Origin of the sequence: Pseudomonas fluorescens (genome assembly GCF_001307275.1) — a bacterium.
GTDB lineage: Bacteria > Pseudomonadota > Gammaproteobacteria > Pseudomonadales > Pseudomonadaceae > Aquipseudomonas > Aquipseudomonas fluorescens_AA.
Genome location: NZ_CP012831.1, coordinates 1203527 through 1220209, shown reverse-complemented (window position 1 = coordinate 1220209; position 16683 = coordinate 1203527). Strand labels below are relative to the sequence as shown.

The 16683-nt window shown below is 62.2% G+C and carries 16 protein-coding genes; 7 read left to right on the top strand and 9 right to left on the bottom strand.

The annotated features are described in order from the left end of the window. Window positions 1-2 precede the first annotated feature (2 nt). From dinG to pdxH, 4 genes are all read left to right on the top strand, one after another. On the top strand, window positions 3-2147 hold the full coding sequence (gene dinG, locus AO356_RS05435; RefSeq protein WP_060738912.1) for an ATP-dependent DNA helicase DinG: 2145 nt from the start codon (window positions 3-5) through the stop codon (window positions 2145-2147). A 237-nt stretch (window positions 2148-2384) separates the two neighbouring features. Beyond that, window positions 2385-3530 (top strand): serine hydrolase domain-containing protein, encoded by a 1146-nt coding sequence (locus AO356_RS05430; RefSeq protein WP_060738911.1) that lies wholly within the window; start codon window positions 2385-2387, stop codon window positions 3528-3530. Between the two features lie 117 nt (window positions 3531-3647). Beyond that, on the top strand, window positions 3648-4784 hold the full coding sequence (locus AO356_RS05425) for an OmpA family protein (RefSeq protein ID WP_060738910.1): 1137 nt from the start codon (window positions 3648-3650) through the stop codon (window positions 4782-4784). 23 nt (window positions 4785-4807) lie between these two features. Then, on the top strand, window positions 4808-5455 hold the full coding sequence (pdxH, locus tag AO356_RS05420; protein ID WP_060738909.1) for a pyridoxamine 5'-phosphate oxidase: 648 nt from the start codon (window positions 4808-4810) through the stop codon (window positions 5453-5455). Here the strand turns inward: pdxH and AO356_RS05415 are convergent. Further along, window positions 5403-5687: a hypothetical protein gene (locus tag AO356_RS05415; protein WP_060738908.1), complete on the bottom strand. Its 285-nt coding sequence runs from the start codon at window positions 5685-5687 to the stop codon at window positions 5403-5405. The two genes, pdxH and AO356_RS05415, sit on opposite strands and share 53 nt — an antisense overlap. A 170-nt stretch (window positions 5688-5857) precedes the next feature. Between AO356_RS05415 and AO356_RS05410 the strand changes: the two genes are divergently transcribed. Then, the gene (locus tag AO356_RS05410) at window positions 5858-6322 is read left to right on the top strand and encodes a glycine zipper 2TM domain-containing protein (RefSeq protein ID WP_024776354.1); all 465 of its coding nucleotides are present in this window, start codon (window positions 5858-5860) and stop codon (window positions 6320-6322) included. 1049 nt (window positions 6323-7371) lie between these two features. Here AO356_RS05410 and nhaA read toward each other — a convergent pair. Next, entirely contained in the window at window positions 7372-8559 is a 1188-nt protein-coding gene (gene nhaA / locus AO356_RS05400) for a Na+/H+ antiporter NhaA (protein WP_060738906.1), read from the bottom strand. Window positions 8560-8828: 269 nt separating this feature from the next. On the opposite strand from nhaA, the gene AO356_RS05395 reads away from it, so the two are divergent. Then, window positions 8829-9923, top strand: a complete 1095-nt coding sequence (locus AO356_RS05395; RefSeq protein WP_060738905.1) for a PLP-dependent cysteine synthase family protein — start codon at window positions 8829-8831, stop codon at window positions 9921-9923. A 121-nt stretch (window positions 9924-10044) separates the two neighbouring features. On the opposite strand, the gene AO356_RS05390 is transcribed toward AO356_RS05395, so the two are convergent. The 3 genes from AO356_RS05390 to AO356_RS05380 all read right to left on the bottom strand — a co-directional run bounded on the left by AO356_RS05390 (window position 10045) and on the right by AO356_RS05380 (window position 13067). After that, window positions 10045-11658, bottom strand: coding sequence for an NAD(P)/FAD-dependent oxidoreductase (locus AO356_RS05390; RefSeq protein WP_060738904.1), 1614 nt, complete (start codon window positions 11656-11658; stop codon window positions 10045-10047). 73 nt (window positions 11659-11731) lie between these two features. Then, window positions 11732-12406 (bottom strand): COG3650 family protein, encoded by a 675-nt coding sequence (locus tag AO356_RS05385; protein WP_060743073.1) that lies wholly within the window; start codon window positions 12404-12406, stop codon window positions 11732-11734. 61 nt (window positions 12407-12467) lie between these two features. Further along, entirely contained in the window at window positions 12468-13067 is a 600-nt protein-coding gene (locus AO356_RS05380) for a short chain dehydrogenase (protein WP_060738903.1), read from the bottom strand. 104 nt (window positions 13068-13171) lie between these two features. On the opposite strand from AO356_RS05380, the gene AO356_RS05375 reads away from it, so the two are divergent. Further along, complete coding sequence (locus AO356_RS05375) at window positions 13172-14086, top strand: LysR family transcriptional regulator (protein WP_060738902.1); 915 nt, start codon at window positions 13172-13174, stop codon at window positions 14084-14086. A 122-nt stretch (window positions 14087-14208) separates the two neighbouring features. On the opposite strand, the gene AO356_RS05370 is transcribed toward AO356_RS05375, so the two are convergent. From AO356_RS05370 to AO356_RS05355, 4 genes are read right to left on the bottom strand one after another with little or no spacing between them, the layout of a single operon-like run. After that, window positions 14209-14688: a DoxX family protein gene (locus AO356_RS05370; RefSeq protein ID WP_060738901.1), complete on the bottom strand. Its 480-nt coding sequence runs from the start codon at window positions 14686-14688 to the stop codon at window positions 14209-14211. Further along, on the bottom strand, window positions 14685-15443 hold the full coding sequence (locus tag AO356_RS05365; protein WP_060738900.1) for a DNA-binding domain-containing protein: 759 nt from the start codon (window positions 15441-15443) through the stop codon (window positions 14685-14687). Before AO356_RS05365 ends, AO356_RS05370 begins: the two co-directional genes overlap by 4 nt. After that, window positions 15440-16309, bottom strand: coding sequence for a DUF692 domain-containing protein (locus AO356_RS05360; RefSeq protein ID WP_060738899.1), 870 nt, complete (start codon window positions 16307-16309; stop codon window positions 15440-15442). The genes AO356_RS05365 and AO356_RS05360 overlap by 4 nt, the downstream gene beginning before the upstream one ends. A 25-nt stretch (window positions 16310-16334) precedes the next feature. Continuing rightward, entirely contained in the window at window positions 16335-16640 is a 306-nt protein-coding gene (locus AO356_RS05355; RefSeq protein ID WP_060738898.1) for a DUF2282 domain-containing protein, read from the bottom strand. Window positions 16641-16683: the final 43 nt, after the last annotated feature.

The window sequence follows — 16683 nt, the reverse complement described above, 5'->3', positions numbered from 1 at the left end:
TCATGATCAGCACCGAACTCAAAACCACGATCCAGGGCGCCTATTCGCGTTTTCTCGAAGCCAAGAGCCTCAAGCCGCGATATGGCCAGCGCCTGATGATTGCCGAAGTGGCAAAAGTCCTGGGTGACATCGACACCGACGACGAAGGCCGGCGCAGCGGCGAGCCTGCCGTGGTGGCGGTGGAGGCCGGCACCGGTACTGGCAAGACCGTGGCCTACAGCCTGGCGGCGATTCCCACCGCCAAGGCCGCCGGCAAGCGCCTGGTGATCGCCACGGCCACCATCGCCCTGCAGGAACAGATCGTCTACAAGGACCTGCCCGACCTGATGCGCAACAGTGGGCTGAACTTCACGTTCGCGCTGGCCAAGGGGCGCGGGCGCTACATGTGCCTGTCCAAGCTCGACATGTTGCTCCAGGAAGGCCACGCGCAGACAGCCACGGCCCAGTTGTTCGAAGAAGAAGGCTTCAAGATCGAGGTGGATGAAGCCAGCCAGAAGCTGTTCACCAGCATGATCGAGAAGCTGGCCGGCAATAAATGGGACGGCGACCGCGACAGCTGGTCCACGGCCCTGGAAGACGCCGACTGGTCCCGCCTGACGACCGACCATAGCCAGTGCACCAACCGCCATTGCCCGAACTTCGGCCAGTGCGCCTTCTACAAGGCTCGCGAAGGCATGGGCAAGGTCGACGTCATCGTCACCAACCACGACATGGTCCTGGCCGACCTGGCCCTGGGCGGCGGTGCGGTGCTGCCGGACCCGCGCGACACGATCTACGTGTTCGACGAAGGCCATCACCTGCCGGACAAGGCCATCGGCCATTTCGCCCATTACACCCGGCTGCGTTCCACCGCCGACTGGCTGGAAACCACCGCCAAGAACCTCACCAAGCTGCTGGCCCAGCATCCGTTGCCGGGTGACCTGGGCAAGTTCATCGAGCAGGTGCCGGAGCTGGCTCGGGAAATCAAGACGAACCAGCAGTTCATGTTCACTGCGTGTGAGCAAGTGGCCGATTTCAAGCCCGGCGAAGACGTCGAGGGCCGCGAGCGGCCACGCCATCGCTTCGTTGGCGGAGTGATTCCTGAACACATGCGCGAAATGGGCATCGAGCTCAAGAAAGGTTTCGCGCGCCTGACCGACCTGTTCACGCGCCTGACCGACCTGCTCAAGGAAGGCATGGACGGCGAGGTCAACATCGGTATCGCCAGCAACCAGGCCGAGGAGTGGTACCCGCTGTTCGGTAGCCTGTTGTCCCGATCCCAGGGCAACTGGGAGCTGTGGACGGCATTCACCGTCGAAGACCCGGAAGACAACCCGCCGATGGCGCGCTGGCTGACCCTGGCCGAAAGCGGTTCGCTGTTCGACATCGAGGTCAATGCCAGCCCGATCCTGGCGGCGGAAATGCTGCGGCGCAACCTGTGGAACGTGGCCTATGGCGCGCTGGTGACGTCCGCCACGCTGACCGCCCTGGGCACGTTCGATCGCTTCCGCATGCGCGCCGGCTTGCCGAAGAAAGCCGTGACCGCCGTGGTCCCGAGCCCCTTCCATCACGCAGACGCCGGCGTGCTGCGGGTGCCCGACCTCAAGGCCGACCCACGGGATGCCGCCGCTCACACCGCGGCGATCATCCGCGATCTGCCGGAACTGGTGGAAGGCTCACGGGGCACGCTGGTGCTGTTTTCCTCGCGCAAACAGATGCAGGATGTGTTCGATGGCCTTGACCGGGACTGGCGCAAGCAGGTGTTCATCCAGGGCAACCTGTCGAAGCAGGAAACACTGAACAAGCACAAGGCACGGGTCGATGGTGGGGACTCCAGCGTGCTGTTCGGCCTGGCGAGCTTCGCCGAAGGCGTGGACTTGCCCGGTGCCTATTGCGAGCACGTGGTGATTGCCAAGATCCCGTTCTCGGTTCCTGACGACCCCGTGGAGGCGGCGTTGGCCGAGTGGATCGAGGCCCGCGGTGGCAACCCGTTCATGGAAATCTCCGTGCCGGACGCTTCGCTGAAGCTGGTCCAGGCGTGTGGCCGCTTGCTACGTACCGAAGAGGATCGCGGCACCATCACCTTGCTTGACCGACGGCTGGTCACCCAGCGCTATGGCAAGGCGATCCTCAATGCGTTGCCGCCGTTTCGGCGGGAGATTACCTGAGGCTGCTGCGATTTCACGGTGAAGCAATGTATTTGTGGGAGCAAGGCTTGCCCGCGATGAAGGCACCAGGGTTTCAGAAAGACCTCACAGGCCTCGTCGCGGGCAAGCCTTGCTCCCACAGGTTCTTCTTGCCACAGGGGCATGCTTAGCCAGCCGTCCTGTAGCGGTTCCCAAATGACCTAATGCCTGAAACAATGCCAGCCACTCTGAAAAGTCTTTGTTTCAAGGGAGTTACGGGTGCAAATTCAAGGCCATTACGAACTTCAGTTCGAGGCGGTGCGTGAAGCGTTCGCGGCGCTGTTCGATGATCCCCAGGAGCGCGGCGCGGCGTTGTGCATCCAGGTGGGTGGCCGCACGGTGATCGACCTGTGGGCCGGTACCGCCGACAAGGATGGCCATGAAGCCTGGCACAGCGACACCATCGCCAACCTGTTTTCCTGCACCAAGACGTTCACCGCCGTTACCGCCCTGCAACTGGTGGCCGAAGGCAAGTTGCAGTTGGACGCCCCGGTAGCCCGCTACTGGCCAGAGTTTGCTGCGGCCGGCAAGCAATCCATCACCCTGCGTCAACTGCTCTGCCACCAGGCGGGGCTGCCGGCGCTGCATGAATTGCTGCCGCCCGAAGCGCTTTATGACTGGCAAGCCATGGTCGATGCCCTGGCTGCCGAAACACCTTGGTGGACGCCGGGCGAAGGCCACGGTTATGCCGCGATCACTTACGGCTGGCTGGTGGGCGAGCTGTTGCGCCGGGCCGATGGGCGTGGCCCTGGGGAGTCCATCGTCGCCCGGGTCGCCAAGCCGTTGGGCCTGGATTTCCACGTTGGCCTGGCCGACGACGAGTTCCATCGCGTGGCCCACATCGCCCGTGGCAAAGGCAACGTCGGCGATGCGGCGGCCCAGCGCCTGCTGCAGGTGACGATGCGCGAGCCGACGGCCATGACCACCCGTGCCTTTACCAACCCACCGTCGATCATGACCAGCACCAACAAGCCGGAATGGCGGCGCATGCAACAACCGGCGGCCAACGGCCACGGCAATGCCCGTAGCCTGGCCGGGTTCTATGCGGGGCTGCTGGACGGCAGCCTGCTGGAAGGTGAAATGCTCGACGAACTGACTCGCCAGCACAGCTTTGGCGAGGATAAGACGTTGTTGACCCAGACCCGTTTCGGCCTGGGTTGCATGCTCGACCAACCGGATGTGCCGAACGCGACCTACGGCCTCGGCCCACGGGCGTTCGGTCATCCAGGGGCCGGGGGCTCCATCGGGTTTGCCGATCCCGAACATGACGTAGCGTTCGGTTTCGTGACCAATACGCTGGGGCCTTACGTGTTGATGGACCCGCGCGCGCAAAATCTTGCGCGGGTGCTTGCCGCTTGTCTATAAAACGCCATTGAAGGCCATGGACACAGGAACCTCGTGTCCTTTTCAGTTTCGAAGCGTCTGTTTATGCGGCCAAAACATGGCCTTGTTTTTTCATTTAGATCATTTTGTGGATATCCAATGTCATCGAATAAAACCCTCGCTCTGGCGCTGTGCTTCGCTATCACCGGTTGCGCACAAAACCCACAAAATGATGCCGAGGGCAGCAGTGGCTGGTGGCCGTTCGGCTCTTCCGACAAGGTGGCGGCCAAGGAAACGGCGCCAGCGGCGCCTCTGAAGCCTGCCGCCGTCGCACCGCAAGCCAAGGCCGAGGGCGCCAGCCACTGGTGGTGGCCGTTCTCTTCCGAGGAAACCGCCGCAGACGCTGCCAGAAAAGTCGAAGCAAAGGCAGACGCGCAAGCCAAGCCTGAGGCCAAGGCGCCGACAGCTGTTGCCAAGGCCGAAGCCGAGAGCAACGGCAAGTGGTGGTGGCCGTTCGGCGGCAAGGACCAGGAAACCGCCAAGGCGGTGCCGATGCCCGATCCGAAAGTCACCCAGGCCTGGCTCGACGACTACGAGCCGAAGCTGCGCACGGCGATCCAGGACAGCAAGCTCGAACTCGAGCGCCGCGATAATGTGCTGGTGGTCACCGCGCCCGTGGACGGCTCTTTCAACCCGGACCGTCCGGCGATGCTGCTGCCCGTGACCCTCGGCCCGTTCACCCGCGTGGCGAAGATCCTTGAAGCCGACCCGAAGACCGCCGTGCTGATCCTTGGTCACGCCGACACCTCGGGCGCCGCACCGGCCAACCTCAAGCTCAGCCAGGAGCGTGCCCAGTCCGTGGCGGCGATTTTCCGCCTCAGCGGCCTGCAACGTGATCGCCTGATGCTGCGCGGCATGGGCGCCGTGGCGCCACGTGCGGCCAACGACAGCGTTGAGGGCCGCGCCTTGAACCGTCGTGTGGAATTGCTGGTCACGCCGGCCAACACCATGGTTGCGCTGCTGAGCAAGTACAACATGCCGGCCCCGGCCCCAGTGACGATGGTTGCGGCCCAGGATGTGAAGTCTACTGCCGCGGCGCCTGCGCCTGCGGCTAAAAAAGCGGTGGCCTCGACCTCCAAAGCCTCGACCAAGAAAGCACCGGCCAAAAAAGCTGCGACCAAGGCGCCTGCAAAGAAGGTCGCGGCCAAGCCCGCTACCCCAGCGAAGAAGCCTCAACCGGCCAAAGCCGCTACCGATACCAAGAAAGTCGCGGCCGCCGATACCCCGAAGCAGTGATGGGCTAACACAAGGAATGCGCCATGACCCAACCGCTGGCTGATATGCGCCGCGACTACACCCGCGAAGGCTTGACCGAGGCGCAAGCCCCGGCCGAGCCGTTCGCCCTGTTTCACCAATGGTTCGCCGACGCGGTGAAGACCGAACAGGCCCCGGTGGAGGCCAACGCCATGACCCTGGCCACGGTGGATGCGCAGGGACGTCCGCACTGCCGGATCCTGCTGCTCAAGGGCCTGGATGCCCAGGGCTTCACGTTCTTCACCAACTACGACAGCGCCAAGGGCCAGCAACTGGCTGCGAATCCATTCGCGGCCATGACGTTTTTCTGGCCGGCCCTGGAACGCCAGGTACGCATCGAAGGCAAAGTGGTCAAGGTCACGGCGCAAGAATCGGACGCTTATTACCAGGTTCGTCCGCTGGGCAGCCGGCTCGGTGCCTGGGCTTCACCCCAGAGCCGGGTGATTGCCGGGCGCGACGAACTGGAAGACCTGCTCAAGGCCACCGAGCAGCGCTTCAGCGACAGCCAGCCACACTGTCCCGAGCATTGGGGCGGTTATCGCCTGCTGCCCGAACGCATCGAGTTCTGGCAGGGCCGTCCGAGCCGCCTGCATGATCGCCTCAACTATCGCCTGCAAGGGGCGCAGTGGACTCGCGAGCGTCTGGCGCCTTAGCATCGGGATAAGCTGCCGCGGCGGTCTGGAGCCATTGCGGCAGGTCTCGGCGCTTGATGCCTTGTGCCTGGGCACGGGCCAATTGTTGCAGCATGTAGGTTTTCTTCTGCCCATCCGGCCCCGCCAGCGAAAGCGCCAGATCGCGATCCACCCAGCGTTTGATCCGCGCGTACAGCCACCAGTGGAAGTACAAACCGGCCACGGTGGTGGCGACGATAATGAAATAATCCATGAAAAATTCCAGGGTTGATGACGCAGGTTTCGGAAATTGACGCTACTGTTTGGTGAATTTTTCGGGCGCGCCTGTATCCCACCTGAATGAAAACAATTTTATCCCGGCGAGGCCGTGACAGGCGTCAAGCTGCGGAGTTTAATGAATCCCTGTCTTTTGGAGTTGATGCTATGCGTAAGTCTGTTTTGCTGGTTGCTTCCTTTTCCACGATGGCGATGTTGCTCACTGGCTGTCAGTCGAGCCTGACCGGTGACTCCTACTCCCGTGACGAAGCGCGTCGCGTGCAGACGATTCGCATGGGGACCATCGAATCCCTGCGTCCGGTCAAGATCGAAGGCACCAAGACCCCTATCGGCGGTGCGGCCGGCGCTGTTGTCGGTGGTGTAGGCGGTAGTGCCATCGGTGGTGGCCGTGGCAGCATCGTCGCTGCCGTGATCGGCGCCGTGGCGGGTGGCCTGATTGGTTCCGCCACTGAAGAGGGCCTGACCCGCACCCAGGGTGTTGAAATTACCGTTCGTGAAGATGACGGCAGCATGCGTGCCTATGTGCAGCAGGTTCAGGAAAACGAGGTGTTCCGTGTGGGTGAGCGGGTTCGTATTTCCACTGTGGGTGGTACGAGTCGCGTATCGCACTAAGCCGGAGTGGGTAAGATCCTTTGCCGATCAATACCTTGGTGTACGGGCGGGACTCTTAAGTTGGTGTGTATATCCATTGCTGCGGTAACGGCTACTTAGGGTTCCGCTCTTACAGCGGGTCACTTTTGAAAAGCGCAAAAGTAACCAAAACGCTTTGCCCCACCACTCGGTGCCTCGCCTAGGCTCGGCATGCCCTCACTTCGGCATTGCTCCGTGGGCCGCCGCGAAGGGCCATCCATGGCCCAGCGCGGCTACCTCGGCATCCATGCCGAGGTGCCCACTGCGCAATGCCTGCGTTCGGCCATCGTGGTTAACGGGGCGCCCCAGATCAAAAGCCGAAGCGAGGCGGCCTTATAGCCGGCCTGGTTGGGGTGGGACCGCGTTTCTCCTGTGGGAGCGAGCTTGCTCGCGATAGCGGTAGTTCAGTTACATAGATGTTGGACCTGCTGTCGTCATCGCGAGCAAGCTCGCTCCCACAATGGTTCTATGTTTTATATAAGTTTTGTGCTCGCTGAGAACTTGATGCGAGCCTGCTCGCGATAGTTGCTATTCAACTTAGATGCTTGCTCTTGCTCTTGCTCTTGCTCTTGCTCTTGCTCTTGCTCTTGCTCTTGCTCTTGCTCTTGCTTTGCTTTGCTTTAGATGTTGATCTCGGCGCCCCATTAACCACGCTGGCTGAACGAAGGTATTGCGTAGTGGGCAACCCGGCATGGATGCCGGGTTAGCCGCGCTGGGCCATGGATGGCCCTTCGCGGCGGCCCACGGAGCAATGCCTTCGTTCGGGCATGCCGAGCCTAGGCGAGGCACCGAGTGGTGGGGCAAAGCGTTTTTGGTTACTTTTGGCGCTCTTCCAAAAGTGACCCGCTGTAAGAGCGGAACCGTCAGCAGCCGTTACCGCAGAAACGGATATACACACCAACCCTACTTCTACTTGTTCATTAATTGCTACTTTCCTAAATACCGATAGGGACGGATATCGAGGCCCCGACTCGACTTAAAGACAGATTGCTACACCGAAACGATGTAGCGATCTGTCGTGTTGGAAAGTATCAGGAAGACAACGCAGCCCGCTTGCGACTGGCCGCCGCCGTCACCGCATAACCCAGCAACGCCGCCAGGATAGAGCCCGTGAGGATCCCCATCCGGTCCATGCCAGCGTAGTCACTCACACCCGGCTCGAACGCCAGGGAGCCGACGAACAGGCTCATGGTGAAACCAATCCCGCACAGGATCGCCACGCCCAGTACCTGGCCCCAATTGGCGCCGGCGGGTAGGCTGGCGATGCCGATTTTCACAGCCAGCCAGGTCAGGCCGAAGACGCCGACGGTCTTGCCCAGCAACAGGCCGATGGCGATGCCCATCGGCACGTCATGGGTGAAGCTCTCGACGGTGACGCCGCTCAGGGACAGGCCGGCGTTGGCGAAGGCGAACAGCGGCAGAATGCCATAGGCCACCCAGGGATGCAGGGCATGTTCCAAGGAGAGCAGCGGCGAAGTCTCGGCGTTTTTCGTGCGCAGCGGAATGCAGAACGCCAGGGTTACCCCGGCCAGCGTGGCATGGACACCGCTCTTGAGCACGCAGACCCAGAGGATCAGGCCCACGACCATGTAGGGCCCGAGCTTGATCACGCCCATCCGGTTCATCGCCACCAACACGGCGATGCAGGCGGCTGCCAGCATGAGCGACAAGGTCGACAGGGCGCCGGAATAGAAGATGGCGATGATGATAATGGCGCCCAGGTCATCGATGATCGCCAGGGTCATCAGGAACAGTTTGAGCGACACCGGCACCCGCTTGCCGAGCAAGGCCAGCACGCCGAGGGCGAAGGCGATGTCGGTGGCCGTCGGAATCGCCCAGCCGGCGAGGGCGGCCGGGTTATCGCGGTTGAGAAACCAGTAGATCAGCGCCGGCACCACCATGCCACCAATCGCCGCCGCGCCCGGCAAGACGATTTGCGATGGCTTTGATAGTTGCCCGTCGAGGACTTCACGTTTGACTTCGAGACCGATAAGCAGGAAGAACATCGCCATCAGGCCGTCGTTGATCCACAGCAGCAGGGGTTTGGCGATCTTCAGGGCGCCCACCTGGGCGACCACCGGGGTGTCGAGCAGGCCGTTATACAACCAGGACAGCGGTGAATTGTTGATGACCAGGGCCAGTACGGCGGCAGCGATCAGCAGCAGGCCGCTGGCAGCCTCCAGTTGAAAAAAACGTGTCAGAGAATTGCGTAGAGCCACGATCGCTCTCCATGTATCGAATCAAAAAGATGGCACACCCTAACCCGTACTGTTAGTTGTTAAAACAAAAGTTATATTCTTTTTTGTTATATGGCGTTACAAGGCCTGCGCCACGCAGTCGGCAGTTACGGACCATATTGGACCTTAGCTGTACCTGTGCGTGATGTCGGTTTTTTCCTAAGGTGGCGTCTGGTTTTTCCGAACTCAAGCCGTGCCTGCACGACCGCGTGATCTCCCCACGCCGAACACGATCAGTGAGCAAACACACCATGAACGACCACCGCCAGTGGGCCCGTGAAGCGATCCGCATCATCGAGGCAGACTTCCAGCGCAGCGCCGATACCCACCTGATTCCGCTGCCGCTGCCTGGTCTGCCGGGCATCGAGTTGTACTTCAAGGATGAGTCCAGTCATCCCACCGGCAGCCTCAAGCATCGGTTGGCCCGCTCGCTGTTTCTCTATGCGTTGTGTAACGGCTGGCTCAAGCCCGGTGCGCCAGTGATCGAGGCCTCCAGCGGCTCGACGGCGATTTCCGAGGCTTACTTCGCCAGGTTGCTGGGCCTGCCGTTCATTGCGGTGATGCCGGCGACCACCTCCAGGGAAAAAATCGCACAGATCGCTTTCTATGGCGGCCAGAGCCACCTGGTGGATGATCCTACGCAGATCTACGCCGAATCCGAGCGCCTGGCCCGCGAGCATGACGGGCATTTCATCGACCAATTCACCTATGCCGAGCGTGCCACGGACTGGCGGGCCAATAACAACATTGCCGAATCGATCTTCCAGCAGATGCGCTTCGAGCGGCATCCGGAGCCCACGTGGTTGATTTCCAGCCCCGGCACCGGCGGCACCACGGCCACCCTGGGACGCTATGTCCGTTACCGCCAGCATGGCACCCGCGTGCTGTGTGCCGACGCCGAGCGTTCGGTGTTCTTCGATTACTACCGCAGTGGCGACGCCAGCCTGCGCCTGGATTGCGGTTCACGCATTGAGGGTATCGGCCGGCCGCGAGTCGAAGCGTCGTTCCTGCCGAACGTCATCGATGCGATGGTCAAGGTGCCGGACGCCTTGTCGCTGGCGGCCATGCATTACCTGGCCGAGCGTCTGGGACGACGGGTCGGTGGGTCCAGCGGCACCAACCTGATCGGCGCGCTCATGGCGGCCCGGCAGATGGCGGATGCGGGGGAGTCGGGGTCGATCGTGGCGATCTTGTGTGACGGCGGCGAGCGCTACGCCACGACCTATTACGACCCGGCATGGCTCAAGGCCCAAGGCTATGAGTTGAGCGGGCTGATGGACATCGTAGCGGCGAGTGTGGAGCGGGGCGCGGCACTGCCAGAGAGTGTGTTGCGGGCCAATATCTGAATCTTGAAAACCCTGATCCCCTGTGGGAGCGAGCTTGCTCGCGATAGCGGTGGATCAGTCAACATCTGTGTTGAATGCCAGGCCGCCATCGCGAGCAAGCTCGCTCCCACAGGGCCAACTGTCAGGCTTCGAGACCGAGAATGTCCCGCGCCACGGCCTCGGCAATCCGGATCCCGTCCACCCCCGCCGACAGGATCCCGCCCGCATAACCGGCGCCTTCACCCGCCGGGAACAGACCCTTGACGTTCAGGCTCTGCAGCGATTCGTCGCGGGTGATGCGCAGGGGCGATGAGGTGCGGGTTTCGATGCCGGTCAGCACGGCGTCGTGCAGCGAGTAGCCGCGAATCTGTTTCTCGAACGCCGGCAAGGCTTCGCGGATGGCTTCGATGGCGAAGTCCGGCAAGGCCAGGGCCAGATCACCCAGGGACACCCCAGGCTTGTAGGAAGGTTCGACGCTGCCCAGTGCCGTAGACGGCTTGCCGGCGATGAAATCGCCCACCAGTTGCGCCGGGGCCTCGTAGTTGCTGCCGCCGAGCACGAACGCGTGGGACTCCAGGCGTTCCTGCAACTCGATGCCGGCCAGCGGGCCACCCGGATAATCCACTTCCGGGGTAATGCCGACGACGATGCCAGAGTTGGCGTTGCGCTCATTGCGCGAATACTGGCTCATGCCGTTGGTGACGACGCGGTTCGGCTCGGACGTCGCCGCTACCACGGTGCCACCCGGGCACATGCAGAAGCTGTACACCGAGCGGCCATTCTTGGCGTGGTGCACCAGTTTGTAGTCGGCGGCGCCGAGTTTCGGATGGCCGGCGTACTTGCCCAGGCGCGCGCTGTCGATCAGCGATTGCGGGTGTTCGATGCGGAAACCCACCGAGAACGGCTTGGCTTCCATATACACGCCACGGCTGTGGAGCATACGGAACGTGTCCCGGGCGCTGTGGCCGAGGGCCAGGATCACGTGTTTCGAATGAATGCGTTCACCGCCGGCCAGTTCGACGCCGACCAGTTGGCCGTCCTCGATCAGCACATCGGTGACCCGCTGCTGGAAGCGTACTTCGCCGCCCAGGGCGCGAATCTGCTCACGCATGGTTTCCACCACGCCTGTCAGGCGGAACGTGCCGATGTGCGGCTTGCTGACATAGAGGATTTCTTCCGGCGCCCCGGCCTTGACGAATTCGTGCAGGACCTTGCGGCCAAGGAATTTCGGGTCCTTGATCTGGCTGTAGAGCTTGCCGTCGGAAAACGTCCCTGCGCCGCCTTCACCGAACTGCACATTGGACTCGGGGTTGAGCACACTTTTGCGCCACAGGCCCCAGGTGTCCTTGGTACGCTGGCGCACTTCCGGGCCACGTTCGAGGATGATCGGCTTGAACCCCATCTGCGCCAGCAACAGGGCGGCGAAAATCCCGCACGGGCCGAAGCCGACCACGATCGGCCGCTCGCTCAAGTCGGCCGGTGCCTGGCCCACCACTTTGTAGCTGACATCCGGCGCCTCGTTGACGTTACGGTCATCGGCGAACTTGCGCAGCAGGCTGGCTTCATCACGCACCGTCAGGTCGATGGTGTAGATGAAGCACAGTTCGGAGGATTTCTTGCGCGCATCGTAGCTGCGCTTGAACAGGGTGAAGTCGAGCAGGTCATCGCTGGCGATGCCCAGGCGCTGCACGATGGCAGGGCGCAGGTCTTCTTCGGGGTGATCGATTGGCAGCTTGAGTTCGGTGATTCGTAACATGGCGGGGTCCGGTTCGCGGGATGCACAACTGCACCAGGGCGTGAACCGGCGATTATAAGCCAAAAGCTGTGAATCAGTCGTCGCGCGCGCCACCGAAGTAGGCGCAGCCGCGTTGGACCTGGCCGTTGACCCGCAACTCGGCGCTCATGTGTTGCACGCTGTCGCTGACACTGTCGACACAACGCGCAGGTGTGACCCACAGCTCGACTTTCTGGCCGTTGGCCTCGGTGCCCAGGTTGAAGCGGCCATCGCCCAATTGCTCCTCGACGTAAGGCACCGCCAGCGGCGGCTGGCCTTCGCGATCCAGCACCAGGCCCTTGCCACTGGCCTTGAGCGTCCATTCCGGGCTGTGTCCCGCGGCGCGCAGGATCACGCGTTTGAAGTCGACGTCTTCGCAAGCTGTTCCCGAGCGTTCCAGGCGATACAGCTGTTCAATGTCCAACTGACTGTCGGTGCCGGCCGCTGCGCTGGAAACGATACGGCCACGTACGTCGGCAAACAGTTTGCCCTGGTCATCGGCCAGGCTGGCGGCCTGTTGCAGCACGCTGGTGCCACCGCTGTCGTTGACGATGTAGCGGCGCTGTTCCTGGCATGGCTGGAACACCAGTTTGCCATCGGCCGCCGTGAGTTCGCCCTGCAGGCGTGTCTGGCCGGCGTGGGAGGCGCTCTGACGTGGGGTGTCGAGCAATTGGCAGCCGGTGAACAGCGGCAGGAGGGCGACAAACAGCAGGGAGCGGGCGGCACGCATCATTGGGTCTCCAGACAAGTGCCGCCACGTTACTCAGACTGATCCTGCATCACAAGGGGTGTTAGCCCACGTGAAAGGTCTGACCGGTTTGTAGGCCTTCGACGCTCTTGGCGTAGGCCAATGCCACATCCACTGCGGGGACGGGTTTGAAGCCACGGAAATAAGGCGCGTATTTGCCCATGGCTTCCAGCAGCACGTTCGGGCTCACCGAGTTGACCCGCAGGCCCCGTGGCAACTCGATTGCCGCGGCGCGCACGAAACTGTCCAGGGCGCCGTTGACCAGGGCCGCCGAAGCACCGCTCTTGATCGGGTCGTGGCTGAGCACGCCGGTGGTGAAGGTGAAGGATGCGCCGTCATTGGCGAATTCGCGACCGATCAGCAGCAGGTTGACCTGGCCCATCAGCTTGTCTTTCAAGCCCAAGGCAAAGCTGTCTTCGGTCATGTCGGCCAGGGGCGCGAAGGTGACGTTGCCGGCGGCGCAGACCAGGGCGTCAAAACGGCCAGTCTTCTCGAACAGGGCGCGAATCGAGGCGCTGTCGCTGATATCCACCTGCAATTCACCGCTGTGGCGGCCGATCCGAACGATTTCGTGGCGGGGCGACAGTTCTTTATCAATGGCCGAACCGATGGTGCCGTTGGCGCCGATCAAGAGGATTTTCATGAGCTGTTCCTTAATGGGTTGAACGAGTTTTCAGTCTAGAGGGGTTCTTTCCATTGATAATCGTGCTAATAGGCAACCTTTGGTTTTCATTTGGAAACAATCCAATGAGCGAAATGGATGACCTGGCGGCGTTCGCCGTGTTGATGGAGGCCGGCAGTTTTACCTTGGCGGCCCAGCAATTGGGGTGCAGCAAGGGCCAGTTGTCCAAGCGCATCAGCCTGTTGGAGAGCCGGTTTTCGGTGGTGTTGCTGCAACGCACCACACGGCGCTTGAGCCTCACGGCGGCAGGGGCGGCGCTGTTGCCTCAGGCCCAGGCGCTGCTGGTGCAGGTGGAAAGGGCGCGTCAGGCATTGGCTCGGTTGAAGGATGACATTTCCGGACCGGTGCGTATGACGGTTCCGGTTTCGTTGGGTGAAACCTTCTTCGAGGGCTTGCTGATGGAGTTCGCTCGCACGTACCCCAATGTGCAGATCGAACTGGAGCTCAACAACGGTTACCGTGACTTGAGCCGCGATGGTTTCGACCTGGCGATCCGCTCCGACGCCGCCATCGATGAGCGGCTGGTGGCCCGGCCATTGTTGGCGTGGCACGAAATGACCTGCGCCAGCCCGGCCTACCTCGAACACTACGGCGAGCCTGAGACGCCCCAGGCCCTGGCCGAGCACCGCTGTTTGCTCAACAGCCACTACAGCGGCCGGGAAGAATGGCTTTACCACCAACAACACGAACTGTTGCGGGTCCGAGTGTCGGGGCCGTTCGCCAGCAATCACTACAGCCTGCTGAAAAAAGCCGCCCTGGCCGGTGCCGGAATCGCCCGGCTGCCGTCGTACCTGCTGCATGAAGCGTTGGCGGATGGACGCCTGCATTGGCTGCTGCGCGACTACCAGACCCGGCGCATGCCGATGTACCTGGTGCACCCGTACCAGGGTGGCCTGCCCAAGCGCACCCAGGTGCTGGCCGACTATTTGATCGACTGGTTCAAGCGCAGTGGCGAGGCGTTGGATCGGCTACAGCGATAACCCGGTCATTTGATATCCCTTGTGGGAGCGAGCTTGCTCGCGAAGGCGGTGGTACATCCGGTATTTGTGCAAGCTGACCCACCGCTATCGCGAGCAAGCTCGCCCCCACAAGGGATCTGTGTTCAGCCGTGGGCGTAACGCTTGGCTATCAGGTGATCGATCGACAACACTCCCGGTCCACGGGCCATCAGGTAGAGCAAGACCGCCGCCCAGGTGCCATGGGTCGGGTAGGCGTCCGGGTAGACGAACACCTGGATGGTCAAGGTCATCCCCAGCAAGGCCAGCGCTGAAAAGCGTGTCGCCAGGCCAAGCAGGATCATCACCGGGAAGACATGCTCGGCAGTGGCCGCCAGGTGCGCGGCCAGTTCCGGCGACAGCAGCGGCAGGGCGTATTCGCTTTTGAACAGTGGAATGGTCGAGTCTGCCAGTCGCGGCAGACCGATCTGGAAGGTGCCGTCGAACAGGTCGATGGCCAGTCCTTCGATTTTGGTCTGGCCGGATTTCCAGAACACGGCGGCAATCGAGAAGCGTGCGACGAAGGCGATCAGGCTGTGGGGGATTTTCTCCAGCCATTGAATGAAACTGGCAATCAGGGCGTTCATGGAGATACCTGTTCGGCTAGGAGATGGGTGATGGCCTGGTGGCGGATGAGCCCCGCCAGGGTGTGTTCCAGGTCAAGATCGATTGAGGCCTCGATGGCAGCCGTCAGGGAAAAGCCTTGTTGCAGGGCTGCGATGAACCCATGGGCAGCGCGACTGATCGCAAACACCTCCACCTCCAGGCCGTTGCGCAGCACCAAGGCGTTTTGCGCGGGAAACGTTTCGAACGGTACGGGCGCCTGGTGCTGATGGGCGGCCCAGATCGTCACCACGGCGTAGGGGGATTGCAGCAGCCGCAGTGACGGGTGAAGCCCGATCTTCAGGTGCCCCGTCAGCGTTGGGGATGACAGCGCTGCCACGATTCGTTCTTGCGCCATGGGCTTGGCGTCGGCGGCATGCCAGGCTTGCACATGCAGTCGCTCCAGCCGGGCGACGTCCGTCAGGTAAGGCACGCTGGCGGCGGGCTCGAAGTGTTCGATGAACTCGGCAAAGTCGCCCCCGTAGTCGTTCATCACCGGGCTGCGCGGCGGCGTCGATTGGACATAGACCCCGGCCATGGCCCGGAAGAATTCCTCGCCCACCAGTTGCACCACCACCGGGTAGTTGTCGGCGAGGGCGTTGATCAATGAGCAGAGCACGTTGTTGCGGTACACCGCGAAACGGCTTTCCGGGGCCGCCCCATTGGCGCTGACCAGGCCCGGCGGACACGCTTTGCGCGGGTCGAGCAGGGCGGCGGCAAATGCGTGCTGGTTGCTCATGGCCGGGCTCCGGCGGCGCTCAACAGTTGATCGGCCTGGCGTGCTTCGGCCAGCAGCACTTCCCATGCGGGGATGTGGTTGTCGCGCTCGATCAAGGTGGCGACTGGCCCGGTCCGCTCCAGTGCCTGGAGATACAGTTGCCAGACCGCGTGGTCGACGGGTGCTCCGTGATCGTCTATCAACAGGCGCTCGCCGAGGCTGTCGGAGTCTTCGGCGAAGCCGGCCAGGTGAATTTCGCCGGTCGCATGCAGAGGCAGGGCGTCGAGGTAGGCCAATGGATCGCGGCAATGGTTGATGCACGAAACGTAGACGTTGTTCACATCCAGCAGCAGGCCGCAGCCGGTGCGACGGATCACTTCGCTCATGAACTGTGGCTCGTCGAAGGTCGAGGTTTCAAAGGCCAGGTAGGTGGCCGGGTTTTCCAGTAACAGCGTGCGCTTGAGGCTGGACTGCACCTGGTCGACGTGTTCGCAGACCCGGTCGAGGGTTGCTTCGTCATAAGCCAGGGGGAGCAAGTCATTGAGGAACACCGGGCCGTGGCTGGACCAGGCCAGGTGTTCGGAAAAGGATTGGGGCTGATAGCGCTCGATCAAGGCGGCCAGGCGCTGCAAATGCGCAACGTCCAGCGGCCCCTCCCCACCGATCGACAGGCCGACGCCGTGCAACGACAGCGGATATTGTTCGCGTATCAGCCCCAGGAAGTGATGAAGCGGCCCGCCGGCCACCATGTAGTTTTCCGCGTGCACCTCGAAGAAACCCAGGTCCGGTCGGGTCTGGAGTACCTCACGAAAATGCGCACTCTTGAGCCCCAGCCCTGCCCTTGGCGGCAGCCGGCTATCGGTGGCGAGAGAAAGGGTATCCAACATGGTGGCAGGCCTCAGGCAGATGCGATCAGGACTTGGCTTTGAACGCTTCGAGCTGGCCGAAACCGGTGGGGGAGGTTTTGCTTTCCATGGTGGTGCAAGTGCCTTTCGGGACCGATTTCCAGGCGTTGGCCTGATAGTCCATTTTTGCGGTACCGGCGCAGGTGGTGCCGGCGCCGGCAGCGCAGTCGTTCTTGCCTTTGAGGGCGACGCCGAAGCATTTTTCCATGGTGTCGTCGGCTGCGTGAACGGTCGGGACGGCTGTCATGCTCAGGGCAGAACCCAGGGCGAGGACCAAGGCAGCGGCGGACAGGGTACGGGTCGAAGCAGTCATGGTGATTCTCCAGTCTTCAGGGAAATGAACCGGCGTTAGCGCC

Excerpts from the sequence above, each read along its gene's own strand:
- pdxH (WP_060738909.1), top strand. The coding sequence starts at position 4,808 with ATGACCCAACCGCTGGCTGATATGCGCCGCGACTACACCCGCGAAGGC.
- AO356_RS05360 (WP_060738899.1), bottom strand. The coding sequence starts at position 16,309 with ATGTTGGATACCCTTTCTCTCGCCACCGATAGCCGGCTGCCGCCAAGG.
- AO356_RS05370 (WP_060738901.1), bottom strand. The coding sequence starts at position 14,688 with ATGAACGCCCTGATTGCCAGTTTCATTCAATGGCTGGAGAAAATCCCC.
- AO356_RS05385 (WP_060743073.1), bottom strand. The coding sequence starts at position 12,406 with ATGCGTGCCGCCCGCTCCCTGCTGTTTGTCGCCCTCCTGCCGCTGTTC.
- AO356_RS05395 (WP_060738905.1), top strand. The coding sequence starts at position 8,829 with ATGAACGACCACCGCCAGTGGGCCCGTGAAGCGATCCGCATCATCGAG.
- AO356_RS05375 (WP_060738902.1), top strand. The coding sequence starts at position 13,172 with ATGAGCGAAATGGATGACCTGGCGGCGTTCGCCGTGTTGATGGAGGCC.
- AO356_RS05365 (WP_060738900.1), bottom strand. The coding sequence starts at position 15,443 with ATGAGCAACCAGCACGCATTTGCCGCCGCCCTGCTCGACCCGCGCAAA.
- AO356_RS05380 (WP_060738903.1), bottom strand. The coding sequence starts at position 13,067 with ATGAAAATCCTCTTGATCGGCGCCAACGGCACCATCGGTTCGGCCATT.
- AO356_RS05410 (WP_024776354.1), top strand. The coding sequence starts at position 5,858 with ATGCGTAAGTCTGTTTTGCTGGTTGCTTCCTTTTCCACGATGGCGATG.
- AO356_RS05355 (WP_060738898.1), bottom strand. The coding sequence starts at position 16,640 with ATGACTGCTTCGACCCGTACCCTGTCCGCCGCTGCCTTGGTCCTCGCC.
- AO356_RS05415 (WP_060738908.1), bottom strand. The coding sequence starts at position 5,687 with ATGGATTATTTCATTATCGTCGCCACCACCGTGGCCGGTTTGTACTTC.
- dinG (WP_060738912.1), top strand. The coding sequence starts at position 3 with ATGATCAGCACCGAACTCAAAACCACGATCCAGGGCGCCTATTCGCGT.
- AO356_RS05390 (WP_060738904.1), bottom strand. The coding sequence starts at position 11,658 with ATGTTACGAATCACCGAACTCAAGCTGCCAATCGATCACCCCGAAGAA.
- AO356_RS05425 (WP_060738910.1), top strand. The coding sequence starts at position 3,648 with ATGTCATCGAATAAAACCCTCGCTCTGGCGCTGTGCTTCGCTATCACC.